Annotated in this window: 19 protein-coding genes; 6 read left to right on the top strand and 13 right to left on the bottom strand. The window is 74.6% G+C overall.

From position 1 onward, the window contains the following. Positions 1-111 precede the first annotated feature (111 nt). Both ACFC0G_RS23325 and ACFC0G_RS23330 read right to left on the bottom strand, forming a co-directional pair. On the bottom strand, positions 112-2,172 hold the full coding sequence (locus tag ACFC0G_RS23325; RefSeq protein WP_376406210.1) for a phosphocholine-specific phospholipase C: 2,061 nt from the start codon (positions 2,170-2,172) through the stop codon (positions 112-114). Positions 2,173-2,403: 231 nt separating this feature from the next. Further along, entirely contained in the window at positions 2,404-2,820 is a 417-nt protein-coding gene (locus ACFC0G_RS23330; RefSeq protein WP_125748294.1) for an organic hydroperoxide resistance protein, read from the bottom strand. 118 nt (positions 2,821-2,938) lie between these two features. On the opposite strand from ACFC0G_RS23330, the gene ACFC0G_RS23335 reads away from it, so the two are divergent. Next, complete coding sequence (locus ACFC0G_RS23335; protein ID WP_376406212.1) at positions 2,939-3,421, top strand: MarR family winged helix-turn-helix transcriptional regulator; 483 nt, start codon at positions 2,939-2,941, stop codon at positions 3,419-3,421. A gap of 42 nt (positions 3,422-3,463) precedes the next feature. Here the strand turns inward: ACFC0G_RS23335 and ACFC0G_RS23340 are convergent, their stop codons facing one another. The 5 genes from ACFC0G_RS23340 to ACFC0G_RS23360 are packed head-to-tail and all read right to left on the bottom strand — an operon-like array spanning position 3,464 to position 8,534. Then, the gene (locus ACFC0G_RS23340; protein WP_376406214.1) at positions 3,464-4,690 is read right to left on the bottom strand and encodes a beta-ketoacyl-[acyl-carrier-protein] synthase family protein; all 1,227 of its coding nucleotides are present in this window, start codon (positions 4,688-4,690) and stop codon (positions 3,464-3,466) included. After that, a complete protein-coding gene (locus ACFC0G_RS23345; protein ID WP_376406217.1) occupies positions 4,690-4,920 on the bottom strand; it encodes an acyl carrier protein in 231 nt (76 codons plus the stop codon). Before ACFC0G_RS23345 ends, ACFC0G_RS23340 begins: the two co-directional genes overlap by 1 nt. Before the next feature lie 23 nt (positions 4,921-4,943). Beyond that, complete coding sequence (locus tag ACFC0G_RS23350) at positions 4,944-6,608, bottom strand: prenyltransferase/squalene oxidase repeat-containing protein (protein ID WP_376406218.1); 1,665 nt, start codon at positions 6,606-6,608, stop codon at positions 4,944-4,946. Between the two features lie 40 nt (positions 6,609-6,648). Then, positions 6,649-7,149, bottom strand: a complete 501-nt coding sequence (locus ACFC0G_RS23355; RefSeq protein ID WP_376406221.1) for an NUDIX domain-containing protein — start codon at positions 7,147-7,149, stop codon at positions 6,649-6,651. Then, positions 7,146-8,534, bottom strand: a complete 1,389-nt coding sequence (locus ACFC0G_RS23360; RefSeq protein WP_376406223.1) for a cytochrome P450 — start codon at positions 8,532-8,534, stop codon at positions 7,146-7,148. The genes ACFC0G_RS23355 and ACFC0G_RS23360 overlap by 4 nt, the downstream gene beginning before the upstream one ends. A gap of 39 nt (positions 8,535-8,573) precedes the next feature. On the opposite strand from ACFC0G_RS23360, the gene ACFC0G_RS23365 reads away from it, so the two are divergent. Further along, on the top strand, positions 8,574-9,896 hold the full coding sequence (locus tag ACFC0G_RS23365; RefSeq protein WP_376406225.1) for a wax ester/triacylglycerol synthase domain-containing protein: 1,323 nt from the start codon (positions 8,574-8,576) through the stop codon (positions 9,894-9,896). A gap of 58 nt (positions 9,897-9,954) precedes the next feature. Here the strand turns inward: ACFC0G_RS23365 and ACFC0G_RS23370 are convergent, their stop codons facing one another. From ACFC0G_RS23370 to ACFC0G_RS23380, 3 genes are read right to left on the bottom strand one after another with little or no spacing between them, the layout of a single operon-like run. After that, complete coding sequence (locus ACFC0G_RS23370) at positions 9,955-11,439, bottom strand: MFS transporter (RefSeq protein WP_376406227.1); 1,485 nt, start codon at positions 11,437-11,439, stop codon at positions 9,955-9,957. Then, positions 11,436-12,041 carry an NAD(P)H oxidoreductase gene (locus ACFC0G_RS23375; protein ID WP_376406229.1) on the bottom strand — a complete coding sequence of 202 codons (606 nt, stop codon included), beginning with the start codon at positions 12,039-12,041 and terminating at the stop codon, positions 11,436-11,438. Before ACFC0G_RS23375 ends, ACFC0G_RS23370 begins: the two co-directional genes overlap by 4 nt. Positions 12,042-12,081: 40 nt before the next feature. Continuing rightward, a complete protein-coding gene (locus ACFC0G_RS23380) occupies positions 12,082-12,876 on the bottom strand; it encodes an SDR family oxidoreductase (RefSeq protein ID WP_376406231.1) in 795 nt (264 codons plus the stop codon). Between the two features lie 146 nt (positions 12,877-13,022). Here ACFC0G_RS23380 and ACFC0G_RS23385 point away from each other — a divergent pair, with 146 nt between their 5' ends. From ACFC0G_RS23385 to ACFC0G_RS23400, 4 genes are all read left to right on the top strand, one after another. Continuing rightward, positions 13,023-16,472, top strand: a complete 3,450-nt coding sequence (locus tag ACFC0G_RS23385; protein ID WP_376406233.1) for a BTAD domain-containing putative transcriptional regulator — start codon at positions 13,023-13,025, stop codon at positions 16,470-16,472. A 68-nt stretch (positions 16,473-16,540) separates the two neighbouring features. Next, positions 16,541-16,987, top strand: a complete 447-nt coding sequence (locus ACFC0G_RS23390; protein WP_376406235.1) for a GNAT family N-acetyltransferase — start codon at positions 16,541-16,543, stop codon at positions 16,985-16,987. Further along, positions 16,984-18,264, top strand: coding sequence for an MFS transporter (locus tag ACFC0G_RS23395; RefSeq protein WP_376406237.1), 1,281 nt, complete (start codon positions 16,984-16,986; stop codon positions 18,262-18,264). The genes ACFC0G_RS23390 and ACFC0G_RS23395 overlap by 4 nt, the downstream gene beginning before the upstream one ends. Positions 18,265-18,428: 164 nt before the next feature. Then, complete coding sequence (locus ACFC0G_RS23400; protein ID WP_376406240.1) at positions 18,429-22,118, top strand: S8 family serine peptidase; 3,690 nt, start codon at positions 18,429-18,431, stop codon at positions 22,116-22,118. 88 nt (positions 22,119-22,206) lie between these two features. Here the strand turns inward: ACFC0G_RS23400 and ACFC0G_RS23405 are convergent, their stop codons facing one another. From ACFC0G_RS23405 to ACFC0G_RS23415, 3 genes are all read right to left on the bottom strand, one after another. Continuing rightward, positions 22,207-23,727, bottom strand: a complete 1,521-nt coding sequence (locus tag ACFC0G_RS23405) for an acyl-CoA synthetase (RefSeq protein ID WP_376406242.1) — start codon at positions 23,725-23,727, stop codon at positions 22,207-22,209. Between the two features lie 63 nt (positions 23,728-23,790). Then, positions 23,791-24,975: an MFS transporter gene (locus ACFC0G_RS23410; RefSeq protein WP_376406258.1), complete on the bottom strand. Its 1,185-nt coding sequence runs from the start codon at positions 24,973-24,975 to the stop codon at positions 23,791-23,793. Positions 24,976-25,098: 123 nt separating this feature from the next. Continuing rightward, the gene (locus tag ACFC0G_RS23415) at positions 25,099-26,607 is read right to left on the bottom strand and encodes a GAF domain-containing protein (RefSeq protein WP_376406262.1); all 1,509 of its coding nucleotides are present in this window, start codon (positions 26,605-26,607) and stop codon (positions 25,099-25,101) included. Between the last annotated feature and the right edge of the window lie 37 nt (positions 26,608-26,644).

Below are 26,644 nucleotides of genomic sequence, written 5' to 3' on the forward strand. Positions count from 1 at the left end.
GCCGGGACGACCGCCGCACCGCCACCCCGCCCGTTCGTCGTGCGGGGTGGCGAGCGCGTCAGCGCCTCAGCGCGTCAGTACGTCATGCGTCGTCGGTGCGTCGGCGCGTCGTCAGTACGTGAGGATGCCCGGGTCCGTGGAGCTCGGGGCGCCCGTCTCCACGTGGCCCGCGAGGCGGCGGAGGTAGTCCGCGTTCGACGGGGTCGTGACGGTCACGTCGTACCAGCGGGCCGAGGCCGTCAGGTCCAGGGAGCGGGTGACCGTCGTGCCCTTCGGGACCGGGACCGTCAGCGGGGGGCCCGCGTAGGCGTTGGTCACGGTCAGCTGGGCGTCGGAGGCCGTCGCGTTGGTGAACGTGAGGTCCAGCTTGCCCGTGGTGGCGTTGTGGCGGGCGGTGACCTCGGTGACCGCGGTCTTGCCGGGGGAGCGGAACTGGCGCACGAAGCCGTTGGGGCCGTGGACCGTGAGGTCGGTGAGGGTCTTGGAGTACTTGGTGTTCCAGGTGTCCGAGAGGGACTTGTTCGCCTCGGTCGTGTACGTCCAGGGGGCGTCCGTGCGGTTCGCCGAGGTCACGTAGAACTGGGCGCCCGCCGAGGGCCCGCCGCTGAAGGTCAGGCGGTAGGTGCCGGCGGCGGTGTCGGCGGCGCCGTCCACGTACGGCGCGTACCGCAGCGGGCGGGTGGGTTTGGTGCCCGGCTCCTGGCGGGGCATCGTGCCGACGGCCGGGGCGGTGGCCGGGAAGTCGGGGTGGCGGTCCTTGTCCGGCGGGTAGTAGCCGGCCGTCGGCGGGAGCGGGGCCGGCTGCGTGTCCGTGCGCGTGAAGTCGAACGCCGAGGTCAGGTCGCCGCAGATGGCCCGCCGCCAGGGCGAGATGTTGGGCTCGCGCACCCCGAAGCGGCTCTCCATGAAGCGGATCACCGAGGTGTGGTCGAAGGTCTCCGAGCAGGTGTAACCACCCTTCGACCAGGGGGAGACCACGATCATCGGGACGCGGGGGCCGAGGCCGTACGGGCCGGCCGCGTAGCCGACCTTGCCGGGGAACCAGTCCTGGGCGGTGGGGGCCGTGGACTTGCCCCAGGAGGCGTCGGCGGGGACGTACGGCGGGACCACGTGGTCGAAGAAGCCGTCGTTCTCGTCGTACGTGATGAAGAGCGCCGTACGGGCCCACACGTCCGGGTTCGAGGTCAGCGCGTCCAGGACCTGCGCGATGTACCAGGCGCCGTAGTTCGCGGGCCAGTTGGCGTGCTCCGAGAAGGCCTCGGGCGCGGCGATCCAGGAGATCTGGGGGAGATCGCCTGCCTGTACGTCGGCGCGGAGCTTGTCGAAGTAGCCTTCGCCGGCCTTGGCGTTCGTGCCCGTGCGGGCCTTGTCGTGCAGCGGGTTGCCCGGCTGCGCGTTCCGGTAGTTGTTGAAGTAGAGCAGCGAGTTGTCGCCGTAGTTGCCGCGGAAGGCGTCGCCGATCCAACCCCAGGAGCCGGCGGCGTTCAGGCCGTCGCCGATGTCCTGGTAGATCTTCCAGGAGACGCCCGCCGTCTCCAGGCGCTCGGGGTAGGTGGTCCAGCCGTAGCCCGCCTCGGCGTTGTTCAGGACGGGCCCGCCGCCGGTGCCGTCGTTGCCGACGTAACCGGTCCACATGTAGTAGCGGTTGGGGTCGGTCGCGCCGATGAACGAACAGTGGTACGCGTCGCAGATGGTGAAGGCGTCGGCGAGCGCGTAGTGGAACGGGATGTCCTCACGGGTGAGGTGCGCCATCGTGGCCTTGGTCTTGGCCGGGATCCAGTTGTTGTACTTGCCCTTGTTCCACGCGCTCTGGCCGCCCTGCCAGTCGTGGTTCAGGCCCTGGAGGTACTCCATGCCCAGCTTGTCGCTGGTCGGCCGGAAGGGCAGCGTGGCCTTCCCGGAGTTGTCCTCCTGATTCCAGACCGACTTCCCGCTGGGCAGCGTCACGGGGCGCGGGTCGCCGAAGCCCCGTACGCCCTTCATCGCGCCGAAATAGTGGTCGAAGGAACGGTTCTCCTGCATCAGGACGACGATGTGCTCGATGTCCTGGATCGTGCCGGTGGAGCCCTGCGCCGGTATCGAGGCGGCGCGGGCGATGCTGTCCGAGAGCATCGTGAGCGCGGCGGCGCCGCCGGTCAGCTGAAGGAACCGGCGGCGGTTGAGGTCGGCCATGGGGGAGTTGCCCTCCGGGAGTGCGTACGGACAGTGGGGGTGCGGGTGCGTGACCGGCGGGCCGGCCCGCGGGCGCCCCAAGGAGAGCGCCCGCGGGCCACCGCCCGGCGGCCGTCCCATGACTGCCCGTCGTACGGCAGACGAATCCCCCGTGCCCGAACGTGAAAACTCACAAGTGAACGCCCCCGGTGGGTCGATGACCTCCGGGGGCGCGCGGAAAGCAACAGAAAGCTACTCGACGACCAGCTCGACCTGGATGTTGCCGCGGGTGGCCTTCGAGTACGGGCAGAAGGCGTGGGTCTTCTCCAGGAGGGTCAGGCCGGCCTCGCCCTGGAGGTGGTCCGGGAACTCGGCGCGCATGATCACCGCGAGGCCGAAGCCGCCGTCCGCCGGGTCCTTGCCGATGGAGACCTCGGCCGTGATCGAGGCGTCCGCGATGTCGATCTTCTCCTGGCGGGCGACCACGCCCATCGCGCTGGCGAAGCAGGCCGCGTACCCGGCGGCGAAGAGCTGCTCGGGGTTGGTGCCCAGGCCGTTGCCGCCCAGGGCCTGGGGGTGGGCGAGGGGGAGGTCGATGTGGCCGTCGGAGCTGACGGCGCGGCCCTCGCGGCCGTTGGCGGTGGCGACGGCGGTGTAGATCGCGTCCATGGTTCTTCCGTTCCTGTCCTCGGGGGCGGTGTCCCTCTGCGGTGTCTCTATTAGTAGCGCACGATTCAGTTGTGCACAACTGAATGGCGTGTGAGGTGTCCTCGCGTATCCTGGAGCCATGGAGACGCTCGACACGGTCCCGGACGAGGAGTTCCTCCGGCTCGACCACCAGATCTGCTTCTCGCTGCACGCGGCGACCCGCGCCTTCAACGGCGTCTACCGCGAGGCGCTCAAGGAGCTCGGGCTCACCTATCCCCAGTACCTCGTCATGCTCGTGCTCTGGGAGCACGGCGAGCTGCCCGTGAAGGGGATCGGCGAGCGGCTGCGGCTCGACTCCGGGACCCTGTCGCCGCTGCTCAAGCGGCTCGAAGCGGCCGGATACGTCGAGCGGCGGCGCAGCCCCGAGGACGAGCGGTCCGTCACCGTACGGCCGACCGGCGACGGGACCGCGCTCAAGGCGAAGGCGCTCGGCGTCCCGCGCCGCATCGCCGCCGCCACCGGGCTGCCGCTGGAGGACATCCGCGACCTGCGGGAACGGCTCGACGCCCTGGCCGTCCGGCTCGACGCCGTCGACCCGGACGCCCTCTCCTCCTGCACCTAGGGGGTGTCTTGCCGATCAGGGCCGGACAGGCCCTGGGCGGCCTCAGGGTGCGGTGATCACCAGGGCCGCGTTGTGCCCGCCGAAGCCCACCGACGTGGAGACGGCGAGCCGGATCCGGGACGCCCGGGCGGTGGTCGGCACGTCCAGGTCGATGCCCTCGCCCGGCTCGGTGAAGTTCGCGGTCGGCGGCACCGTGCTCTCCGCGACCGACAGCACCGTGAGCGCCGCCTCCACCGCGCCCGCCGCACCCAGCAGGTGCCCGGTCACCCCCTTCGTCGAGGTCACCGGCGGCCCGTGCGGCAGCAGGCGCGCGAGGACCGCCGCCTCCACGGCGTCACCGCGCGGCGTACCGGTCCCGTGCGCGTTCACCAGGTCGACGTCGCCCGCCGCCGCGCCCGCCTCCGCGAGCGCCGCGCGGACCGCCCCGGCGAGGCCGGAGCCGTCGGGCCGCGGCGCCACCACGTGATGCGCGTCCGAGGTCGCCCCGTACCCCCCGATCAGCGCCCGCGTACGGGCCCCCCGCGCCGCCGCGTCGGCCGGCCGTTCCAGGACCAGGAACCCCGCCCCCTCCGCCATCACGAACCCGTCCCGGTCCACGTCGAACGGCCGCAGCCCGCCCGACGGGTCGTGGAAGCGGTGGGAGAGCGCCCGGAGCCGGTCGAAACCGGCGACGTAGAAGGAGCTCAGCGAGGCGTCGGAGCCGCCCGCGAGGACGATGTCGCAGCGGCCGAGGGCCAGCAGGTCGAGCGCGACGCCGATCGCCGTGGCGCCCGAGGCGCACGCCGTGGTCACCGCCATCGACGGACCCCGGACGCCGAACTCCACCGCCAGCTGCGCCGCGACCGCGTTCGGCAGGGCGCCGGGAACGGCGAACGGGGACATGTCCCCGGGCCCGTCCTCTCGGACCACCGCGAGCTGCCGCTCGTACGTGAGGGTGCCGCCCGCCCCCGTCCCGGCGACCACGCCGACCCGCGCCCCGTCCCAGCCACCGGCGTCCAGACCGGCGTCCGCGAGCGCCTCCCGCGCCGCGACCAGCGCGAGGACCGCGCTCCGGTCCGGCCGCCGCGCCACCGCTGCCCTGCCGATCCCGCCGGGCGGCTCGGGAGCCCGGCACGCCAGGAAGCGCAGTCCGTCCAGCTCCTCCAGGCCTGCGGTGGGCTTCCCCACGCGCACCGTCTCCCAGGTCGCCGCCCGGTCCGCGCCCGCCGGGGTGAGGAGACCCACCCCGGTGACGGCCGCGCCCGGGACGGCCCGCCGGACCCCGGGCATCAGGCCACCGCCGCGTACCGCGCGACCAGGCCCTCGACGGCGGCGACGGTCGGCGCCGCGTACAGCTCCTCCTCCGGCACCGGGATGCCCAGCTCCTTGCGCAGGACGAGCGCGAGCTCGGTGAGCAGGAGCGAGTCGAGACCGGCCTCCTCGCGGGTCGACTCCGGAGTGATCTCCGCCGGGTCGAGGCCGAGCGAGACCAGCAGGTTCTTCAGTTCGTCGAAGGTCATGGCGTTCCTCAGGAGAGTCGGGATCAGAGGGAGTGCGGGGTGGTGGCGCGCGCGTGGTTGAGGCCGAGCAGGACGCAGACGTCCGTCAGGAGCGGCACGTGGTACGCGAGGGGCCGCGGGCCCGCCTGGTCGGGGCGGGAGACGAAACCGCCGTCCGGCCGCTGCCGCTCCAGGAGATGGCGCACCGCGCGGTCCGTCGCCCCCCGGGCGGTCGGCGCGCACGGCGCGGCCGGCCCGTCCCGCCCCCGGGAGACGGCGATCAGCGCGTACGCGGTGCTGATCGGATCGCTCGGCTCGGCCGGTACGTGCCCCCAGCCGCCGTCGGCGTTCTGGGTCGCGACCAGCCGGTCCACGGCCCGCGCCCGCGCCCGCGCGACCCCGGCCTCCAGGGCGTGCCCGGGCGGGGCGACGGCGCGGAAGGAGTCGTAGGCGAGGACGGAACGGAACAGGGCGTTGCTCTCGTTCAGGCTCCAGCTCCGCTCGAACGCCCCGGCTCCCTCCTGCCGCGCCACGACGAACCGGACCGCGGCCTCCACCGCCGGCCGGTGCCCGGGCTCCGGGGCCAGCGCGTTCACGGCGGCCGCCGTTATCGCCACTTCGGAGGCGGTGCCGTGTTCGAAGGTCGGGAAGCCGCCGTCCCCGCCCTGCCGGTCGAGGAGGTACCGCTCGCCGGCCGCCACCGCGAGGCCGTTCCGCTCCGGGGCCGTGGCCCGCAGGAACTCCACGCAGTACGCGGTGTCGTCGACGTCGCTCTGCCCCACGCCCCGGTCGAACCCCCAGCCCCCGTCCGGGTTCTGCCGCTCGGTCAGGGCGGCGGCCAGGGCCCGCAGCGTGTGCGCGGGAGCGCCCGCCCCGGCGAGCGCGAGACCGCCGGTCGCCGTCGCGAAGACGTCCATGCCCGTGATGAAGGGCAGCCCGCCGTCCCCGCGCAGCCAGGTCCGCAGCTCCTGAGCCCGCGCACGGACGGCCGCCGCGTGTCCGGGCCGGTGCCGGAGCGCCAACAGGGCGAGGATCCGGGCGAGATGGTTGCCGTACGGGGGCGGGCCGGGGAGCGAGCAGGGCGCGAGCGTCCGCCAGTCGTCGTCGGTGACGAGGTGCGGGACGCCGGTGCCGAAGGCGTACAGGACCTTCAGCGCGGCCATCTCCGTGACCAGCCACCGCTGTTGGCCGCGCGCCTCGAAGACCGGCTCGCCCGAGGAGAGTTCGGGGAACGGATGGGCGCCGAGCTCCGCCAGGACCGTCCGGAACATCAGCCGCTTGCGCCCGGCGGTGAAGTGGTCGAAGCCGCCGAGCAGGCGGTTCAGCGCGGCCCGCCCGTCCACGTACTCGCCGAGCGCCGCACGTGCCGCGGCCTCCTGTACGGGGTCGGGGGCGCCCTCGTCGACCGCGACCTTCAGGAAGCGGGTCAGCTGCTCCTGGGCGTCCGGGTCGACGTTCGTCACCGTGAGCAGCCGCAGGGCCAGGGCGGATTCCAGGATCCGGCCGTCGCACGGGGCGCGGAGCAGCCCGTCCGGCCCGGCCGCCGCCACCAGCCGGGTCGCCAGCCGGGCCCGGGCCCGGTCGAGGCCGGCCCGGTCGAGGCCGGGGCGGCCGGGGCGCACGGGGTCCGGGGGCGGCGCCGAACCGGGCAGCGCGCCCGGGACGGCGAGGGAGGCGCCGCGTAAGGGCAGCGCGCAGGACGTCGACATGGTGGGGTCCTTCGTCGGGATCGTACGAGAGAGGTACTGGTCAGAGGGGGAACAGGCGGCGGACGGCCTCGGCGCCGGCCGGGACCAGCGGGGTGTACCCGCCGGTGAGGATCGACAGCGGCGCGACGAAGCCGCACCAGGCGATCTCGGCCGGGTCGGGCCGGGGCGCGCGGTTCACGGTCCAGCGGTGGACCGTCAGGAAGCAGGCGCCGTGCGGATCGTCGACGCGGATCCGGTACGCCTCGGCGAGACCGGGCGCGGACACCCAGCCCAACTCCTCCCGGAGTTCCCGCAGCGCCGCCGCGAGGTACGCCTCGCCCGCCCGCACCGCCCCGCCGACCAGCACGTCGTAGTGGTCCGGGTAGGCGGGCGCCGAGGTGGTCCGCCGGTACAGCAGGACGCGGCCGGCGTGGTCGGTGCAGACGGTCGCCGCGTACCGGCGCAGCAGGCCGGACGGGGTCCCGGTCGCCCGCCGGCCCTGGGCGACCACCCGGTCCCCGGGATCGACGTAGTCGACCCGCTCGTGGGGCCGCGCGGTCATGTCCGCTCGCGGACGCGCGCGTACAACGGGCCGGCCGGGCGCAGGTTGATGCCGAACACCGGCTCGCCCGCCGGTTCGGTCGTCTCGACGGTGAACCGGGAGAGGAGCGCGCCCAGGAGCGTCTCCATCTCGCGCATCGCGAAGCGGGTGCCGAGACAGGCGCGCGGGCCGATGCCGAAGGGAAGGTACGCGCCCGGCCGCAGCGGCGTCCGGACGGGGAAGCGCTCCGGCACGAAGGCCTCGGGATCGGGCCACACCTCCGGGTCGCGGTGGGTGAGGTAGGGGCAGACGAGGAGGTCCGTACCGGCGGGGATCCGCCGGCCGTCGAGCATCTCGTCGGCCGCGGCGTGGCGCGGGAGCAGCCAGCCCGTGGGGTAGAGCCGCAGCGTCTCGGAGAGCACCGCCTCGACGGCCCGCGCGTCGCCCGCGGCCCGCTCCATGACCTCGGGGTGCCGGTCGAGCAGGACGAAGGCCCAGGTCAGGGTGCGGGCGCTGCTCTCGTACCCGGCGACGAGCAGCGTGACGAGCTCGTCGCGGATCAGCCGGTCCGTGTACGCAGGGTCGGTCTCGGCCGCGCGGAGGAGCCGGTCGAGGACGCTCGGTCCGTCGCCGTCGCCGTTGTCGTCGCCGTTGTCGTCGCCGTCGCCGTCGCCGTCGCTGTTGCCGTCGGCACTGGCACCGGCACCTGCACCGGCACCGGCGGCCGTGCGCCGGCTCCGGGCCTCCGCGATGGCCCGGTGCATCCGCTCGTCCAGGGCCGCGAGCGCGGTCTCCATCTCGGGCGGGAGCGCGGCGGCGCCGCCCACGTCGGCGGGGAGCGCCGCGACGATGTCCTGCACGGCCGCCAGGTCGACGTACGTCTCCTGGTCCAGGGGACGGTCGGTCAGCGAGCGCCAGATCGTGTCGACGGTGAAGAACTGCGTGTCCTCGGCGATGTCCGTCGGCTCGCCCCGGCGGGCCCGCTCCGCCCAGCGGTCGACGACCCGGTCGGCCGCCGCGGCGATGTGGTGCTCCCAGCGCCGGATGCCGCGACCGGTGAACATCGCCTGGAGGAGCCGGCGTTGGGACCGCCAGGCCTCGCCCGTGGCGGTCAGCATCCCGTCGCCGATGAGGGGTCTCGCCCGGTGCGACCGCTTCACGTACCGGTCGCCGCCCACGCCGAGGACCTGGTGCACATGCCGGGGCTCCGTGATCAGGACCGCCGCCCGGCCGCCACGGCGGAAGCCGGTGAGGCGGCCGGGCGTACGGGCCTGGCGCAGGAGGTCGACGAGCGGGGCGCCGGAGGCGGACCAGGCCGCCACGACGGAGTCGTCGAGGAAATCCGGCAATGAGGGCACGGCGGGGTCGTCGGGGAGCATGCCGTCCGTCACGCATTGCGATTGCATGATGACGTATCGTAGCGGTCCGTGCGATCTTCAGATCCTGTGCGATCTTCCGTCCGGCCGTCCGTCGGATCATCCCTCCGGCCCTCAGGGGCCGTTCCGCTCTCGGTGCTCGACCGGCTCTCCCTGGACGTGGCGGCGCTCCATGCCACGGACTCCGCGCTCCACCTCGGCGCGCTCATCACCCTGGAGGGTGAACCACCCTCCAGGGATGAGGTGGTGGAGCACCTGAAGGGCCGGCTCGCCCGACTCCCCGAGCTCGCCCACCGGTTGGCCGGGCGCCCCGGGCGCCCGCACTGGGAGCCCGACCCCCGCTTCGACCCCGACCGTCACCTGTACGAGCTACCCGGCTCCACCGACCGCGCGACGGTCCTCGCCGAGCTCCTGCGGCAACCCCTCCCGCGCGACCGGCCGTTGTGGGGGATCTGGCTCGTCCGCCGGGTCGGCGGCGGATACGGGCTCTGCTACCGCGCCCACCATGCCTTCCAGGACGGCGCCGCCGCCGTCGCGACCCTGGAACGGCTCCTCGGCCCCGAGGAGGCGCCGCGCCCCCGCGCCCCCTCCTTCCGGCCGCCCCGGCCCGTCCCCTGGGCCGCCGTCCTCCCCGAACTCCGGCCCCCGCGCCGCGTCACCTGGTGGCCGGCCCTCGACACCCCGCCCTCCCAGGCCTACGCCACGACCCTCACCGACGTCGACACGGCCCGGCTCCACGCGCTCGGGCGCCTCACCGGGGCCACCGTCCCGCAGCTCTGTCTGACCCTCGCCACCGAGGCCCTGCGCGCCTGGCACCCGCACGACTGGGAACCCGGCGGCCCCGGCCACGGCCTCGGGCTCCGCACCAACCTCGCGATCAGCGTCCGGGACCCCGACGACCCGCTGCCCCTGCTCGGCAACCGCGTCGCCGTCGCCGGCGTCGACCTGCCCTGCGGCGACCCCGACCCCCGCCGGCGCCTCGACCGCGTCGGCCGGGCGCTCGACTACGCACGGCTCGCCCGGCTGACCGACGCCCACCGCGTGATCCTGCGCCGACTCCCGTACCGCGTGGGCCGGTTGGCGCTCACCCGCAGCATCGACGCCCGGTACACGCCGCTCGGCGTCGCCGACCTGCGGGTCCGGCGGCCCCTCGGCTTCGCCGGGGTCCCCGCCTCCGGGGTGTACGCCCTGCCCGTCATGGTCCCGGGGCAGCCGCTCTTCGTCGCCTGGGTCACGCACCGCCGCCGCCTCCACGTCACGTTCACGACCGACACCGCCCTCGCCGGAACCGACCGGCTGCCCGGGGCCTGGCACGCGGCCCTCACGGAGCTCGAACGACGGGCGGCGGACGGCGAGTTCGCACGGAATCCGGCCGTGGCGGGGGCGCGGTGAACGCGGGCGGCCGGGCGGCTGATGCCGCCCGGCCGGGACCGTCGTGTGCTGCGGGGACTCACGTGCGGGGGACGCCCCGCAGGAGGGCGAGGACCACGACCGCCGTCACCAGGGCGAAGGCCGCGCTGAGCGCCGAGGCCGTGTGCAGGGCCGTGGTGAACGCCTCCCGGGCCTGGGCGATCAGGCCCGGGTCGGTCAGGGTGAGCGCCGCGCCCAGGCTCTCGTGGGCCGCAGCCGGGGCGTCCGCCGGGATGCCCGTACGGTAGACGGCCACGGCCACGCTGCCGGTCACCGCGATCCCCAGGGCCAGGCCCAGGTCGTACGCCGTCTGCCCGGTGGCGGCCGCCGCGCCCGCCTTCTCCGGCGGGGCGGCGCCCACCGCGAGCGCCGTCCCGAGGACGCTGATCGGCGCCGCGCCGAACATGATCACGGCGAGGCCCAGGGCCGCCACCACCACCCCGGAGGCCAGGGCGATCACCGCGTACCCGACGAGCGAGACGAGGAGCCCGCCGGCCAGGACGTACGCCGGGCGGACGCGGGCGGCCACGAACGGCGTCAGCTGCGAACCGGCGATCAGGGCGGCCGCCCCCGGCAGCAGCCACAGCCCCGCGTCGAGCGGGGAGAGCCCCGCGACCGACTGGAGGTACTGCGGGATCAGGTACTCGACGCCGTTGAGCGCGGTCATCCCCAGGAGCAGCGTGAGCAGCGCCCCCGTGAAGGCCCGGTTCCGGAAGAGCCTGAGGTCGAGGAGCGGAGTCGCGAGCCGGTTCTGCCGGCGGACGAAGAGGACGGTGAAGGCGCCGCCGAGAGCGAAGGCGACCGCCGCCTCCGCCGTCGGGCCGTGCGCCGCCAGCGACTTCACGCCGTACACCAGCGGCAGCACCGCGACCAGGAAGAGGGCCACGCTCGCCGGATCGAGCCGCCCCGGCTTCGGGTCGCGGTACTCGGGCAGCAGCAGCGGGGCCGTGACCAGCGCGATCAGCATGACGGGCAGGCCCATCAGGAAGACCGACCCCCACCACCAGGCCGCGAGCAGCACCCCGCCGACGACCGGCCCGATCGCGAGCCCGACCGAGAGGGCGGTCACCCACATCGCGATCGCCGTGGCCCGCTGCCGGGCGTCCGTGAACATCTGGCTGATCAGGGCGAGCGTGGACGGCAGGACCGCCGCGCCGGCCACCCCGAGGAGGGCGCGGGCCACGATCAGCGTCCCGGCGTTCGGGGCGTACGCGGCGAGCAGCGAGGCGAGCAGGAAGCCCGCCGAGCCCGCCATCAGGAGCCTGCGGCGGCCGAGCCGGTCCCCGAGCGTGCCCATGATGACGAGCGTCGCCGCCGTGAGGAAGCCGTAGATGTCGGTGATCCACAGCAACTGGGCGCCGCTGGGCCGCAGATCGGCGGAGAGGTACGGGGTGGCCAGCCACAGCACCCCGAGGTCGGCCGTCATCAGGGTGACGGGGAGCAGGAGGACGGCGAGGCCGAGCCACTGGCGGGCCCCGGCCCGGGGCGGTGCGGCCGGGGTGGCGGCCGTCAGGGTCTTCGTCATCGCGGGAGCTCCTCGTCCACGGTCCGGTCCGATTCCACGAGCAGCTCGGCCACCCGGGCACCGCGCAAGTCCTTCGCCACACCGGAGAGTTCGGTGCCGTGCACGACGCCGACCCGGGCGTCCGGGAGGCCGCAGAACGTCGCGATGCCGACCCGGAGCATGAGATCGAGGGCCGCCTCCATGCCGAGCCGCTCGATCTCCTCGGCCGTACCGCCCATCAGGGCGAGCCACAGCAGGCGCTTGCCCGCGAGGCGGGGGCGGCTGCGCCCGTAGGCGAAGCCGTAGTTCCACACCCGGTCGATCCAGCCCTTGAGGATGGCCGGGGGCCCGAACCACCACACCGGGAAGACGACCAGGATGTCGTCGGCGGCCAGGATCCGGTCCATGTGGGCGTGGACCTCGGGGGAGTAGGTCTTCTCGCGGTCCTCCCAGTCCGGCTCGTCGGCCGGGCGGAGCGCCGGGTCGAACCCCTCGGCGTACAGGTCGAGCACGTCGACGGTGTGGCCCTCGTTCTTGAGGCGGGCGTGCTGGCGCTCGGCGACCTGCGCGGTGAGGGAGTCGGATCGGGGGTGGGCGAGGACGAGGAGGACATGGCGGGTCACGGCGGGGATCCTTCACATGGAGGGGGCGGGCGGGTGCGGGTCAGAGACCGAGGCCGGAGCCGCCGCTCGCATCGATGTTCTGGCCGGTCACCCACCGGGCGGCGTCGGAGGCGAGGAAGCCGACGACGTCGGCCACGTCGTCCGGCTGGCCCACCCGGTCGAAGACGGAGAAGCCGGCGGCGTGCGCCTTGGCGGCGGGGTCGGCCATCCACGGGTGGATGTCGGTCTCGATCGTGCCCGGGGAGACCGCGTTGACCGTGATGCCCCGGGAGCCGAGGGTCTGGGCGAGGGTGAGGGTCAGCACCTCGACGGCGCCCTTGGACGCGGCGTACGAGGTCATGCCGGGGAAGGCGACCTTGGTGACCCCGGAGGAGATGTTGACGATCCGGCCGCCGTCGCGCAGCCGGCCGAGCCCCTGCTTGATGATGAAGAACGGCGCCTTGGCGTTGACCGCGAAGACCCGGTCGTAGTCGGCCTCCTCGACCTCGTGGATCAGGCCGGGGCCGGCGATCCCGGCGTTGTTGACGAGGATGTCGAGGCCGTCGGCCTGCTCGTCGAAGGCCTTCCACAGGGCCTCGGCGTCGCCGGGGACGCCCAGTTCGGCGCGGATCGCGAAGGCGCTGCCCCCGGCCTCCTCGATCGCGGCGACCGTCTCCTTCGCGGCCGTCTCGTTGCTCGCGTAGTGGACGGCGACGCGGGCGCCGTCGGCGGCGAGGCGGAGGGCGATCGCCCGGCCGATGCCCCGGCTCGCGCCGGTGACGAGGGCGGTCTTTCCGGCGAGGGCGGCGGTGGTGGTCGTGGCGGTGTTGGTGGCGGTGGTGGTGTCGCTGCTCATGTCCGGCTCCTGGTGGGTGTCTGTTCCGTCGTTTCCTGCTGACGGGGACGACTCTGCCGGGAGGGTGTTCGGGTCCGGCTCGGATCCTGTTCGGGCCTGGTCCGGGCCCTGTTCGGGGCCTGTTCGGGCCGGGTTACGGTGGCCGCATGCGATTCGCGGTGCTGGGGGAGACGTCCGTACGGACCGAGGACGGGCGGCCCGTACGGGTGCCGGAGCTCAAGGTCCGGGCCCTGCTCGCGGCCCTGCTCGTCGACGCGGGCCGGCCGGTCTCCGCGTACCGCCTCGTCGACGACCTCTGGGGCGACGAACCGCCCGGCAGCCCGCTGCGCGCCCTCCAGGCCAAGGTCTCCCAGCTGCGCCGCGCCCTGGACGAGACCGAGCCCGGCGGGCGCGAACTCGTCGTCACACGGGCCCCGGGCTACCTCCTCGACGTGCCCGAAGGGGCCCTGGACGCCCACCGGTTCGCGGCGCTCACCGCCCGCGCCCGGGACACGGCCGCGCCGCGCGCCCGGGCGGATCTGCTCGGCGAGGCCCTCGGGCTGTGGCGCGGGCCGGCGTTCGCTGACTTCGCGGCGGAACCCTTCGCCCGGGCGGCGGCCGACCGCCTGGAGGAGGAACGGCTCTCCGCGCGCGAGACGCTGGCGGAGGCTCGCCTCGAACTCGGCGAACACGACGTGCTGGTCGGCGAGTTGGCGGAGCTCGTGGCCCGTCACCCGCTGCGCGAGCGGTTGCGCGCGGCACAGCTCCGGGCCCTGTACCGCGCGGGGCGGCAGAGCGAGGCGCTCGCGGGGTACGAGGAGCTGCGCGCCCTCCTCGCCGACGAGCTCGGGCTCGACCCGAGCCCCGAACTGGCCGCGCTGCACACGGCGATGCTCCGGCAGGACGCCGGTCTTTCGGCTCCCGTGCCGGCGCCCGCGGCTGTGGCTGAGGCCGTACCCGCGTCGTTGTCGGGCCCGGCTGCCGTCGGCGGGTCCGCGCGGGGCAACCTTCCCGTGCCGCTCAGCGGGATCGTCGGCCGCGACGAGGCCGTGGCGGAGGTGACCGGGCTGCTGCGCGAGCGGCGGCTCGTCACCCTGACCGGACCCGGCGGCGTCGGGAAGACCCGGCTCGCCGTCGAGGCGGCGCGGCAGGTGGAGGAGGAGTTCCCGGACGGCGTGTGGCTCGTCGAGTTCGCCGGTGCGGGCGGCGAGCTCGCCGAGGTCGCCGCCGCCGCGCTCGAACTGCGCGACGACGGGGGGTGGGGGCTGCGGCCCGACGGGGAACGGCCGCCCACCACGGCGGAGCGGCTCGCCGAGGTCCTGCGCGGGCGGCGGACCCTGCTCGTCCTGGACAACTGCGAGCACGTCGTCGACGAGGCCGCCTCCCTCGCCGAACTGCTGCTGCGCGCCGCCCCCGGCCTCGTCGTCCTGACGACCAGCCAGGAGCCGCTGGCGCTCGCGGGCGAGACGCTGTGGGCGGTGGAACCGCTCGACACGGACGGCGCGTTCGCCCTCTTCACGGCCCGGGCGGCCGCCTCCGCGCCCGGCCTCGCCCTCGACGCGCCGGCCCGGGAGGCGGTACGGGGGATCTGCCGCCGCCTCGACGGCATCCCGCTCGCCCTGGAGCTGGCCGCGACCCGCGTCCGCGCCCTCGGGGTGCACGGCCTCCTGGAACGGCTCGACGACCGGTTCCGGCTCCTCGACGCGGGGCTGCGCGGCGCGCCCGCCCGGCAGCAGACGCTGCGGGCGGTCATCGACTGGAGCTGGGAGCTCCTGAGCGCACCGGAGCGGACGGTCCTGCGCCGCCTCGCCGTCCACGCGGAGGGCTGCACCCTGGCGGCGGCGGAGTGGGTCTGCGCGGGGGAGGGCGTGACGGGTGGCGACGGCGGCAGGGACGGCGACGGCGGCAGGGACGGCGACGGTGACGGCGTCGTCGCCGGGGACGTGCTCGGGCTGCTCGTGCGGCTCGTGGACCGTTCGCTCGTCGTGGCCGTCGACGGGCCGGACGGGCCGCGCTACCGGCTGCTCGAATCCGTCGCCGCGTACTGCCTCGAACGGCTGCGGGACGCGGGCGAGACCGAGTCCGTACGCGAACGCCACCTCGCGTACTACCTCCGCCTCGCCGAGGAGGCCCGGCCCGCCCTGCGCGGCCCCGAGCAGCGCCGCCGCCTCGCCCGCCTCGACGCCGAGACCCCGAACCTGCGGGCCGCCCTGGACCGGGCCCTCGGCGCGACCGGCACCACCGGGCCGGGCGCGGGGGCCGCGCTGCGGCTCGTCGACGCGCTCGCCTGGTACTGGATCATGCGCGGCCGGCTCGGGGAGGCGCTCCGCTCGGCGACGGCGGCGCTGCGGCCGACGGCCCAGGACGCGCCCGGACTCGCCGCGCTGCGGGCCCGCGTGGGCGTCTGGCGCACGGGGCTCGCCGTCATGGGCGGCGACGGGACGGACCGGCACCGCCGGATCGCGGACGCCCTGGCGGCCTACGACGCGGCTGACCCGGCCGACCCGACCGACCCGACCGAAACGGCCCCGACTGACGCGCCCGACCCGACCGACGCGGCCACCGAAGACGCGGCCACCGACGCCGACGCCACCGACGCCGACGCCACCGCCGGCGAGGCCGGCCACCCCTGGGCCCGCTGGTTCCTCGCCCACGCGCTCTGCGGCACCGGCAGCCAGACCGAGGGCGGCGAGCTGACCGGCGCGGCCCTCGACGGCTTCCGGGCCCACGGCGACCGCTGGGGCGAGGCGGCGGCGCTCGCGGACCGCTCCGTACAGCTCCTGCTCAGGGGCGACGTGGCGGGCGCGGAGACCGACGCGGCCCGCGCGGACGCGCTGTTCGCCGAGCTCGGCGACGCGTGCTCCCGGCTGTGGACCGTGTACCCCCTCGCGACCGTCGCGGAGATCCACGGGGAGTACGAGCGCGCCGACCGGCTCAAGCGGGCCGGGCTCGCGGCGGCGGAGAGCTTCGGCCTGACGACCGAGGTGCCCGACCTGCTCGCCGGGCTCGGCCGGACGGCCCTCCTCCGGGGCGATCTCGACGCGTGCCGGAGCTACCACGCGGCCGCCAGGGACCGGGCCGCCGAGGTCGGCTTCCGCGCGGGCGAGATCAACGCGGTCCTCGGGCTCGGCCTCGGCGCCCGCCGCGAGGGCCTCTTCGAGGAGGCCGAGCGCCACATGCGGGAGGTCCTCGACTGGCACCGGTCCGTCGGTCTCGACTCCGCCAACGCCCTGATCCTGGCCGAACTGGGCTTCTCGGCGCTCGCGCGCGGCGACCTCGCGCGGGCCCTGAAACTCCAGGAGGAGGGGTACGGGACGGCTCTGACCTCGGGCGATCCGAGGGCGGTCGCGCTCGCCCTGGAGGGCCTGGCCTCCGCGCACGCCCCGGCCGGCCGCGCCCGGGGCGCCGCGCTCCTGCTCGGCGCGGCGGCCGCGCTGCGTTCCTCGACGGGCGCGCCGCTTCCCCCGGCGGAGCGCGCCGACGTCGACCGTACGGAGGCGGCGGCCCGTACCGCCCTCGGCGAAGCCGCCTACGCCACGGCCTTCACCCACGGCGGGAGCCTCCCGCACGACACCGCCGTGAGCGAGGCCATGAGCGAGGCGGCCCACGGTGGCTGAGGGCCCCGCACCGGCACGTTCACCAAACTGTAAGGAGTAACAACCGTCTACGTACCTATACTCGGCCCATGCCCGACATTGCCATCCGGCGCGCCACCGCCGACGACTCCAAGCGGCTCACCCGGCTCGTCCGGTCCTCCGCCGCCTACCGGGGCGACTACGCCGCCATGGTCGACGGGTACCAGGTCGGCGGGGCGTACATCGAGCACCACCCCGTCTTCGTCGCCGTCGACGAGAACGACCGTGTGCTCGGGTTCTACGCCCTCCTCCTCGACGAGGCCGAGCTCGACCTCGCCTTCGTCGCCGACTCCGCCCAGGGCCTCGGCATCGGACGGCTGCTCATGGAGCACATGACCGGGCAGGCGGCGGCGGCCGGACTCGTCTCCGTACGGGTCGTCGCGCACCCGCCCGCCGAGGAGTTCTACCTGCGCACCGGCGCCGTCCGGACCGGAAGCCTCCCGCCCGCCGGACGGATCCACTGGGCCCGCCCCGAGCTCCGGTACGACGTCGCGTGACCACCGCCGAGAAGCAGGAGAAGGAACCGGAGCCGCAGGCCGAGCCGGACCGCCGCAGGGTCTTCGCCGACCTCACCCCGCTGCGGGTCTCCGCCGACTACCGCCGCCTCTGGTTCGGGAGCACCGTCTCCTGGGTCGGCCAGGGCATGACCTCCCTCGCCGTCTCCCTCCAGGTGTACGAGATCACCCGCTCGCCCTTCTCCGTCGGGCTCGTCGGGCTGTTCTCCCTCGTCCCGCTCGTCGTCTTCGGCCTGTACGGCGGTGCCGTCGCCGACACCGTCGACCGTCGCAAGCTCGGCCTGGCCAGCGCCCTCGGCTCCGCCGTCCTCTCGATCGCCCTCGCGGGCGCCGCGCTCGCCGGCTTCCACCTCGTCTGGTTCCTCTACGGGATCGTCGCCCTCCAGGCCGTGTGCGCCGCGCTCAACTCGCCCGCCCGCACCTCGATGATCCCCCGGCTCCTGCCGCCCGAGCAGCTGCGTGCCGCCAACGCGCTCAACTCGATGGTCATGACCTTCGGCATGCTCGTCGGGCCCAGCCTCGGCGGCCTGATCGTCGGCGTCGCCGGCTACCAGACCGCGTACCTCGTCGACGCCCTCGCCTTCTCCGCGAGCCTCTACGCGATGTGGCGCCTGCCGTCCATGCTCCCGGAGCGGAAGGGGAGCAAGCGGGCCTCCGTCCTCGACGGGCTGCGCTTCCTCGCCACCCGTCCCAACCTGCGCATGACGTTCTTCTCCGACTTCTGCGCGATGATCCTCGCCCACCCCCGCGCCCTGTTCCCGGCCGTCGCCGTGCTCTGGTACGGCGGGGACGCGAAGACCACCGGGCTCCTCGTCGCCGCGCCCGCGTTCGGGGCGCTCCTCGGCGGTGTCCTCTCCGGCTGGCAGGGCCGCATCCGCCACCACGGGCAGGCGATCCTCGTCGCCGTCGCCTGCTGGGGCACCGCCATCGCTGTCTTCGGGCTGACCCGGAACCTCTGGCTGGGGCTGCTCCTGCTCGCCCTCGCCGGCTACTCCGACACCGTCTCGATGATCTTCCGGAACACGATGATGCAGGTCGCCGCGCCCGACGAGATGCGCGGCCGGCTCCAGGGCGTCTTCATCGTGGTCGTCGCGGGCGGGCCCCGGCTCGGCGACTTCCTCGCGGGCTCCGTCGCCGACCTGACCTCACCGGCCGTCGCCATCACGGGCGGCGGGATCGCCTGCGTCCTCGCGGTCGGCGTCCTGGCCCTCTACGGGCGCTCTTTCCGCCGGTACGACGCACTCGACCCCACTCCGTAAGGCTCCGGGCGGGTTTCACCCCGAACTCACCCTCCTGGCCTGGCGGTTGACCGCCACGGCACATAACCGCCAGGAGCAACAGGGGTCAACACCCGCCCCACAGGCCAAGACTCCTCGCGGCACCCGGAACACCCCCGACCCCGGGTCCGCGAGGAGTTTCGTCGATGACCACACCCATCGCCAGAGGAAGGGCCGGCCTGCTCGCCGCCGGCATATCCCTCGTGATGCTCTCGGCCGGGCAGACCGCCGCCGCCGGGAACACCGCCTCCGCCGTGCCGGACACCTTCAAGCCGTCCGCGACGAGCAGCACCGTCACCCTCGTCACCGGCGACCGCGTCACCCTCACCGACCTCGGCGGCGGCAAGCAGACCGTCACCGTCGACCGCGCCGAGGGCGCCACCGGTGCGGTGCGCAGCCGGATCGTCGACGGACGCGTCACGGTCGTCCCCGACGAAGCCGCCCCCTATCTCGCCTCCGGCACGCTCGACCCCCGCCTCTTCGACGTCACCGGCCTCGTCGAGCAGGGCATCACCGGCGAACTCCCGCTGATCGTCACGTACGGCAAGGGCGCCCGGGCCGCCGCCGCTGCCCCGCGCGGCACCGAGACCGTCCGCGCCCTTCCCAGCGTCGGGGGCGCGGCCGTCACCGCCACCGACCCCGCCGCCTTCTGGCGCGGGTTCACCGCTCAGCAGACCACGAAGAGCCCGAACGCCCGTGCCGCCGCTCCCGGCAAGGTCTGGCTCGACGGCAAGGTCGAGGCCGCCATGGCCGACTCCAACGCCCAGATCGGCACCCCGAAGGCCTGGGAGGCCGGGCTCACCGGCAAGGGCGTCAAGGTCGCCGTCCTCGACACCGGCGCCGACCTCGCCCACCCCGACCTCGGCGGCCGGGTCGCCGAGTCCAAGTCCTTCATCGAGGGCCAGGAGGTCGCCGACCGCAACGGCCACGGCACGCACGTCGCCTCCACCGTCGGCGGCAGCGGCGCGGGCTCCGACGGCAAGGAGAAGGGCGTCGCCCCCGGCGCCACCCTCGCCGTCGGCAAGGTCCTCAGCGACGAGGGCTCCGGCAGCGAGTCGCAGATCATCGCCGGCATGGAGTGGGCCGCCAAGGACATCGACGCGAAGATCGTCTCGATGAGCCTCGGCTCCCGCGAACCCAGCGACGGCACCGACCCGATGGCCGAGGCCGTCAACACCCTCACCGCCGAGACGGGCGCCCTCTTCGTCATCGCCGCCGGAAACTCCGGAGCCCCCGGCTCCATCGGCTCGCCCGGCGCCGCCGACTCCGCGCTCACCGTCGGCGCCGTCGACTCCGCCGACGAGGCCGCCTACTTCACGAGCCAGGGCCCCCGCTACGGCGACCAGGCCCTCAAGCCCGACCTGTCGGCCCCCGGCGTCGGCATCCTCGCCGCCCGCTCCCAACTGGTCACCGGCAGCGGCCTCTACACCTCCATGAGCGGTACGTCGATGGCGACCCCGCACATCGCCGGCGTCGCCGCGCTGCTCGCCGAGAAGCACCCCGACTGGACCGGCGCCCGGCTCAAGGACGCCCTGATGTCCTCGTCGAAGACGCTCGACGCCTCCGCCTACGCCCTCGGCGCGGGCCGCGTCGACGTGGCCGCCGCGATCTCCGCGAACGTCACCGCCACCGGATCCGCCGACCTCGGCTTCGTCTCCTGGCCGTACGAGGACAGCAAGCCGGTCACCAGGACCGTCACGTACACCAACGCCTCCGACGCCCCCGTCGAGCTGAACCTCGCCGTCGAGGGCATGCCGGCCGGGGTCGCCGCCCTCGCCGACACCACCCTCACCGTCCCCGCCCACGGCTCCGCGAGCACCACCGTCACCGGTGACGGCGGCAAGGCCCCCGTCGGGCAGTCCTCCGGCCGGATCACCGCCACCGCCGGCGGCGCGCCCGTCGCGCACACCGCGCTCGGCCTGGTCAAGGAGGAGGAGCGCTACACCCTCACGGTCCACGTGAAGGACCGCGACGGCGCCCCCACCCCCGCGTACCTCGGCATGAAGAAGCTGACCGAGGACGCGGACGCCTTCCCGGCGGCCGTCGGCGAGTCCGGCACCGTCGAACTGCGCCTCAAGCCCGGCACGTACACCGTCGACACCTTCCTCGACGTGCGCGGCTCGCACGGCAAGGACTCCCTCGGCCTCGGCTTCCTCGCCTCCCCGGAGGTCGTCCTCGACCGCGACCGGGAGATCACCCTCGACGGACGGCAGCTGCGCGAGATCCGCGCCGACGTCGAGAAGCGGACCGAGACCCGGCAGCTCCTCATGGAGTACGACCGCAAGGCGAACGGCACCTCCTACATGGACGCCGTCCAGGTCCCCCTGACCTACGACTCGCTCTTCGCCGCGCCCACCGCGCCCGTCGCCGACGGCACCTTCGAGTACCGGACGGTCTGGCGCCTCGGCAAGCCGATGGTGGAGGCGAGCGTCGACGGCGTCCGCCTCTCCGGCGCCACCGCGCAGGGCGGCGCGACGCTCCTCGAAGGCCGCCACCGCCTCGGCCTCGCCGACGCGGGCACCGGCACCCCCGCCGAGTACACCGGCAAGGACGTCACCGGCAAGGCCGTCCTCGTCCGGCTCACCGCCGGCGCCGACCCGACCGAGCTCGCCCAGACCGCCCAGGACGCGGGCGCCAAGGCCCTGTTCGTCACCGACGACCAGCCCGGCCGACTGATGAAGTACTTCGGCACCGCCGACTACGAGGACCGGCCGCTCGCCGTCGCCACCGTCAACACCGCCGACGCCCAGCGGCTCGCGGCCGGCGCGGCCCGGGGCAAGCGCGTCGAGCTGACCGGCACCCGCTTCACCCCGTACACGTACGACCTCTCCGAGGGCCACCCCGGCGCCATCGGCAAGGACCTGGTCTTCCGGCCCGACGAGGACGAGCTCGCCACGATCAGCTCCACCTTCCACGCGCCGACCAAGCGCGCGGAGCTGGGCGGCGAGTTCCGCTACTCGATCACCGACACCTTCCCGATCGGCTTCGGCTTCAAGGAGTGGATCGCCTTCCCGGTCGAGCGCACCGAGTACGTCTCCACCGGCACGGGCCAGCGCTGGCACGAGTCCGTCGACCTCGGCGACTCCCTGGAGGAGCGCGGCGGCACCCCGTCCTACCGGGGCGGCAGCCGCGTCGACCTCGACTGGTTCGGCCCCGTCTGGCACCCGTGGCTCGGCACCGGCCTCGGCTGGGGCCAGCAGCGCGCCGGCAACGACCTGCGCTTCAACACCCCCGGCTGGGGCGACTCGGGCACCGACCACACCGGCTTCGGCAACGTGTGGGGCGACGACTCGATGACCCAGTTCACCGAGGTGTACGTCAACGGCACCCGGGTCGACCGCAAGATGAGCTCCGGCGCCTACGCCTGGGACGCGCCGGCCGAGGAGGCCACGTACAAGGTCGTCACCGACACCGCGCTCGACCCGGCCCGCTGGCGGCTCGCGACCAAGGGCCACTCCGAGTGGACGTTCCGCTCGGCCGAGACCCCGTCGGACCGGATCACCTACCTGCCGATGCTCAACCTCGGCTTCGACCTGGACACCGACCTCGACGGTGACGTCCGGGCCGGCGGCAGGCTGTCCGTGCGGACCTTCGCGGAGTACGTGAAGGGCGCGGCCGGCACCGGCACGATCACCGGCGGCACCCTGGACGTCTCCTACGACGAGGGCAAGACCTGGACGAAGGTCGCCCTCAAGCCCTCGTGGCGCGGCGCTTCCTGGAGCGGCGAGCTGCGGATCCCGACCGGGGCGGCCTCCGTCTCGCTGCGGGCGGGCGCGAGCGACGACCAGGGCGGCACGGTCACGCAGGAGCTGATCCGCGCGCTCGGCGTGAAGTAACCACACCTGGAAGACCGTACGACCGTACGACGCGTGAGGCCGGGCCCCTTCCGATTCCGGAGGGGTCCGGCCTCTCGCGTTCCCGGCCTCAGCCGACCACCGGGAGCGCCTTCTTCAGGACCTTGCCCATGTCGTTGCGGGGGAGCGCGTCGAGGTAGCGCACCACCCGGGGCCGCTTGTGCGGGGCGAGCAGCCCCGCCACGTGGTCGGCGAGCTCCGCCTCCGCCGGGACCGCCGACGCGTCCGAGGCCACCACCCAGGCCACGATCCGCTCGCCCAGGTCCGGGTCCGGCTCGCCGGTGACGGCCGCCTCCCTGACGCCCGGGTGGTCGAGGAGCGCGTTCTCGATCTCGCCCGCCCCGATCTTGTAGCCGCCGCTCTTGATCAGGTCGGTAGCCTTGCGGCCCACCAGACGCACCGCGCCGTCGGCCTCGCGGACCGCCATGTCGCCGGTGCGGAACCAGTCGCCGTCGAAGGCCGCCGCCGTCGCGTCCGGCCGGTTCAGATAGCCGGAGAAGAGGTTCGGGCCGTGGACCTGCACCTCGCCGACGGTCTCCCCGTCGTTCTCGCCGAGTACGGAACCGTCCTCGTCCACCAGCCGCAGGCCGACGCCCGCGAGCGGGGTCCCGACCGTGCCCGGCCGGGGCGAGCCGCCCGGCCGCACGCTGGTGTTCATGAGCGTCTCGGTCATGCCGTACCGCTCGACGACCGTCCGGCCCGTCGCCGCCGTGATCCGCTCGTGGTCGTGGACCGGCAGCGCCGCCGAACCCGAGACGAGGAGCCGCGCCCCGGCCAGCGCCTTCGCGAGGCCGGTGTCCTCGCCGAGCGCGTCCGCGATCCGGTGGTACATGGTCGGTACGCCGAACAGCATCGTGCCGCCGGCGCCCAGCTCCCGCGCCACGCCCTCCACCGAGAACGCGCCCAGGTGCCGGACCTCGCCGCCGCGCCGCAGCGGGCCCAGGATCCCGAGGATCAGCCCGTGGACGTGGAACAGCGGCAGCGCGTGCACGAGGACGTCGTCCGCCGTCCACGACCAGGCGTCGGCCAGCGCGTCGAGGGAGGCGGCGATCGCCCGCCGGGAGAGCACGACGCCCTTCGGGGGGCCGGTGGTGCCGGAGGTGTAGACGACGAGGGCGGGCGCCTCGGCGTCGTCGGGCTCGGCCGCGGCGGTCGCGGGCCCGGCGGTTCCGGGCTCGGTGGCCCCGGGCCCGGCGGTCGTGGGCCCCTCTGTCCCCGGCTCGGTGAGCTCCACGTCGATGCGGGGGAGTCCCGCGAGCCCGGCCGGCAGGACGTCCCCCGGACCCGCGAGCACCGCGCCCGGCGCGCTGTCGCCGAGGATGTGCGCCAGCTCGCGCTCGCCCGTGCGCGGGTTGAGGGGGACGGCGGGCACGCCCGCGAGCAGGGCGGCCACGACGGCGACCGCCGTGTGCGCGCTCGGCGTGGCCCAGACGGCGACCCGGTCGGCGCCCCCGATCCGTACCGCCAGGGAACCGGCGGCGCGGGCCAGTCCGGCGTAGGTCAGCGTGTCCGCGCCGCAGCGCAGCGCGGGCCGGTCGGACGGGTTCGCCGCCAGGGATCGGGCGTCCAGAGCGGGGAAGAGCGCACTCACCGGTCGTACTCCTCGGGTCGTCGTCGAGGTCGAGGGTTGCCGGGAGGCCATTCTGCCCGTCCGTCAGGGCCGGCGGGCTGTGATCTTCGTCTGCTCGACCTCGGGGGCGTCCCCGCCCGGCCGGATCCCGCGCATCCGCCCGTACGCGTACACACAGCCCGCGAGCGCCAGGTCGGAGAGGAGCATGAAGCCGATCGAGTACGAGCCCTTGGCGCTGTAGATCGCGCCCATCACCAGCGGCGGCACGAAGCCGCCGAGGCCGCCCATCGCGCCGACGATTCCGGTGACGCTGCCGACCTGGGCCTGCGGGGTGACCTGGGAGACCAGGGCGAAGACGGAACCGCTCGCCGTGCCGAGACCGGCGGCCATGACGAGCAGGGCGATCGTGCCGCCCGGGTTCAGCTTCGGGTCGAAGGCCTGGACGATCGCGAAGAGGGCGACCACGCCGAGCGCGCAGGCCGTCACGACCGCCGGGTGCACCCGGTCCGAGAGCCAGCCGCCGATCGGCCGGAAAACGACGGTGACCAGGGCGAAACCGGCGGCCTTGGTGCCCGCGTCCGTCGGGTCGAGCTCGTACCAGGTCTTCAGGTACGTCGGCAGGTAGACGCCGAAGGCGACGATGCCGCCGAAGCCGATCGCGTACAGCGCCGACAGCTCCCACGTCACCCGCAGCCGCCCCGCCGAACCGAGGCGGCTCGCGAGGGAGGCGGTGGGCACGACCCGGTCGGGGCGGTCGGTGATGAGGACGGCGGCCAGCACCGCGTACACGGCGAGCGCGATCGCCACCACGACGAAGGGGAGGTTCTCGCCGTGCTTGGCGATCCGGGGCGTGAAGTAGCCGGAGAGCGCCACACCGCCCATGCCCATGCCGAACACGCCGAGCGCGAGACCGCGCTTGGCCGGCGGGAACCAGGAGTTGACCAGCGGGATGCCGATGGCGAACGTCGTGCCGCCGAGGCCGAGGAGGAAGCCCACGATCAGCATCAGGGCGTAGCTGTCCTTGGCGACGATCAGGAGGAGCACGGGGACGATCGTCAGCGCGGAGACCACCGGGAACATCAGCTTCGCGCCGTACCTGTCGGTCAGGGCGCCCGCCGGGATGCGGCCGAGCGAGCCGACCAGGACGGGCACCGCCACGAGCAGCGACTGCTGGAAGGAGCTGAGGTCGAGCCGGTCGCCGTACCAACTGGCGATCGGCGCGATCAGGTCCCACGCCCAGAAGGTGAGCGTGAAGCCGATGGTGGCCATCACCAGGTTGCGGTAGGCCGCCGCGGTCGGGGGCTTGGTCTCGGTGTCCACGCCTCCAGTCAAGATCCGGACAGGGGGCGCGGCGCGCCGGGCTGCTCCGTACGGGGGCAGCCCTGACAGGGCTTAAGGCCAGACGACCGTGGTCGGCGGGGTCCCGTCGTCCTCGACCCGGAGCCGTACGCCGTCCCTCCCGGCCGTCACCTCGACCGTGATCGCGGTGATCCCGGACCGCCGGTGGGCCGCCGCGAGCGCCCCGCGCAGGGTGGCGAGGAGCTTCCCGGCCTCCTCGTCCTCCACGAGCGTGTCGACCGCGCCCGAGAAGTGCACGGACGGCTGGAAGCCGAGCAGGGCCGCCGCCCCGCCGGTCTCGCGCAGCACCCGGCCGCGGAAGGAGGTCGGCGCGTCCGCCGGGGGCTGCTGGAGCGCGAAGATGGTCGTCCGGACCTCCTGGATCGTCGAGTCCAGCTCGTCCACGGCGCGGCCGAGGAGCGCGTTCTCGTCGAGGTCGGAGTCGAGGTCGGTGTCGGTGTCGGATCCTTCGCCGGAGCCGGAGCCGGAGCCGGAGCCCTCGGCGGCGCTCGCGGCGCCGTCCGCCGCGCCGAGCGCCCGCCGCCTGGTCGACTCCAGCATCATCTCCGTGGCGAACAGCCGCTGGACGACCAGGTCGTGCAGGTCCCGCGCGATCCGGTCCCGGTCCTCGTACACCGCGAGCCGCTCCCGGTCGTGCCGGGCGTCCGCGAGGACCAGCGCGAGCGCCGCCTGCGAGGCGAACTGCGAGGCCAGCAGGCGGTCCACCGCCGAGTACGGCGGGCCGCCGCGCCGCCGGGGGAGGGCGAGCGTGCCGATGAGCTTCCCGCCGCTCTGGAGGGGCAGCATCATCGACGGGCCGAAACGGGACCGGACATGGGTGGTCATCCGGGGGTCCGTCGCCGAGTCCTCCAGGAAGACGGGCTCCCCGCCGAGGAGCTGGACGAGGACGGGGGAGCCGGGCGCGATCGTCGTGCCGACCAGGTCGCCGGGGTCGTCGTTGGTCGAGGCGGCGACGATCTCCATCCCGCCCTCCGGGGTGGGCTGGAGGACCACACCGGCCGAGGCGTCGGCGAGGATCCTGGCCTGTTCGGCGACGGTCATCAGGGCGTTCTCGGCGGACGCGCCGGTGAGCAGGGCGGTGGTCACGGCCGCCGCGCCCTCGATCCAGCGCTCGCGCTGCCGGGTCGTCTCGTACAGACGGGCGTTGCCGATGGCGATCCCGGCCTGCGAGGCGAGGACCCGGAGCAGGGAGAGGTCCTGCTCGGTGAAGCCGCCCGTGCGCTTCTCGGTGAGGTACAGATGGCCGAAGACCTGCGTGTGGACCCGGATCGGGACGCCCAGGAAGGAGCGCATCTCCGGGTGGCCCTCGGGTACTCCGGACGCGCGCGGATCGGCCGTCAGGTCGTCGATCAGCAGCGGCTGCGGGTCCTTGATCAGCACGCCGAGCACGCCGCTGTGACCGTCGGGGAGCCGGCCGACCCGCTGCCGCTCGGCGTCGGTCATGCCGGAGGTGAAGAGCTCGGTGAGCCGCCGGGGCGGGGGGGGGGGGGCCCCCCCCCCCCCCCCGCGGGGCCCCCCCCCCCCCCCCGCCCCCGCCACCAGGTGGTTGGGGGGTGTGTATTTAAAAAAAAACAAACCC

Source organism: Streptomyces sp. NPDC056169, from assembly GCF_042268445.1.
Classification (GTDB): Bacteria; Actinomycetota; Actinomycetes; order Streptomycetales; family Streptomycetaceae; genus Streptomyces.

Excerpts from the sequence above, each read along its gene's own strand:
- ACFC0G_RS23340 (WP_376406214.1), bottom strand. The coding sequence starts at position 4,690 with ATGCCCGGGGTCCGGCGGGCCGTCCCGGGCGCGGCCGTCACCGGGGTG.
- ACFC0G_RS23345 (WP_376406217.1), bottom strand. The coding sequence starts at position 4,920 with ATGACCTTCGACGAACTGAAGAACCTGCTGGTCTCGCTCGGCCTCGAC.
- ACFC0G_RS23410 (WP_376406258.1), bottom strand. The coding sequence starts at position 24,975 with ATGGCCACCATCGGCTTCACGCTCACCTTCTGGGCGTGGGACCTGATC.
- ACFC0G_RS23385 (WP_376406233.1), top strand. The coding sequence starts at position 13,023 with ATGCGATTCGCGGTGCTGGGGGAGACGTCCGTACGGACCGAGGACGGG.
- ACFC0G_RS23325 (WP_376406210.1), bottom strand. The coding sequence starts at position 2,172 with ATGGCCGACCTCAACCGCCGCCGGTTCCTTCAGCTGACCGGCGGCGCC.
- ACFC0G_RS23390 (WP_376406235.1), top strand. The coding sequence starts at position 16,541 with ATGCCCGACATTGCCATCCGGCGCGCCACCGCCGACGACTCCAAGCGG.
- ACFC0G_RS23335 (WP_376406212.1), top strand. The coding sequence starts at position 2,939 with ATGGAGACGCTCGACACGGTCCCGGACGAGGAGTTCCTCCGGCTCGAC.
- ACFC0G_RS23400 (WP_376406240.1), top strand. The coding sequence starts at position 18,429 with ATGACCACACCCATCGCCAGAGGAAGGGCCGGCCTGCTCGCCGCCGGC.
- ACFC0G_RS23355 (WP_376406221.1), bottom strand. The coding sequence starts at position 7,149 with ATGACCGCGCGGCCCCACGAGCGGGTCGACTACGTCGATCCCGGGGAC.
- ACFC0G_RS23380 (WP_376406231.1), bottom strand. The coding sequence starts at position 12,876 with ATGAGCAGCGACACCACCACCGCCACCAACACCGCCACGACCACCACC.
- ACFC0G_RS23360 (WP_376406223.1), bottom strand. The coding sequence starts at position 8,534 with ATGCAATCGCAATGCGTGACGGACGGCATGCTCCCCGACGACCCCGCC.
- ACFC0G_RS23330 (WP_125748294.1), bottom strand. The coding sequence starts at position 2,820 with ATGGACGCGATCTACACCGCCGTCGCCACCGCCAACGGCCGCGAGGGC.
- ACFC0G_RS23350 (WP_376406218.1), bottom strand. The coding sequence starts at position 6,608 with ATGTCGACGTCCTGCGCGCTGCCCTTACGCGGCGCCTCCCTCGCCGTC.
- ACFC0G_RS23370 (WP_376406227.1), bottom strand. The coding sequence starts at position 11,439 with ATGACGAAGACCCTGACGGCCGCCACCCCGGCCGCACCGCCCCGGGCC.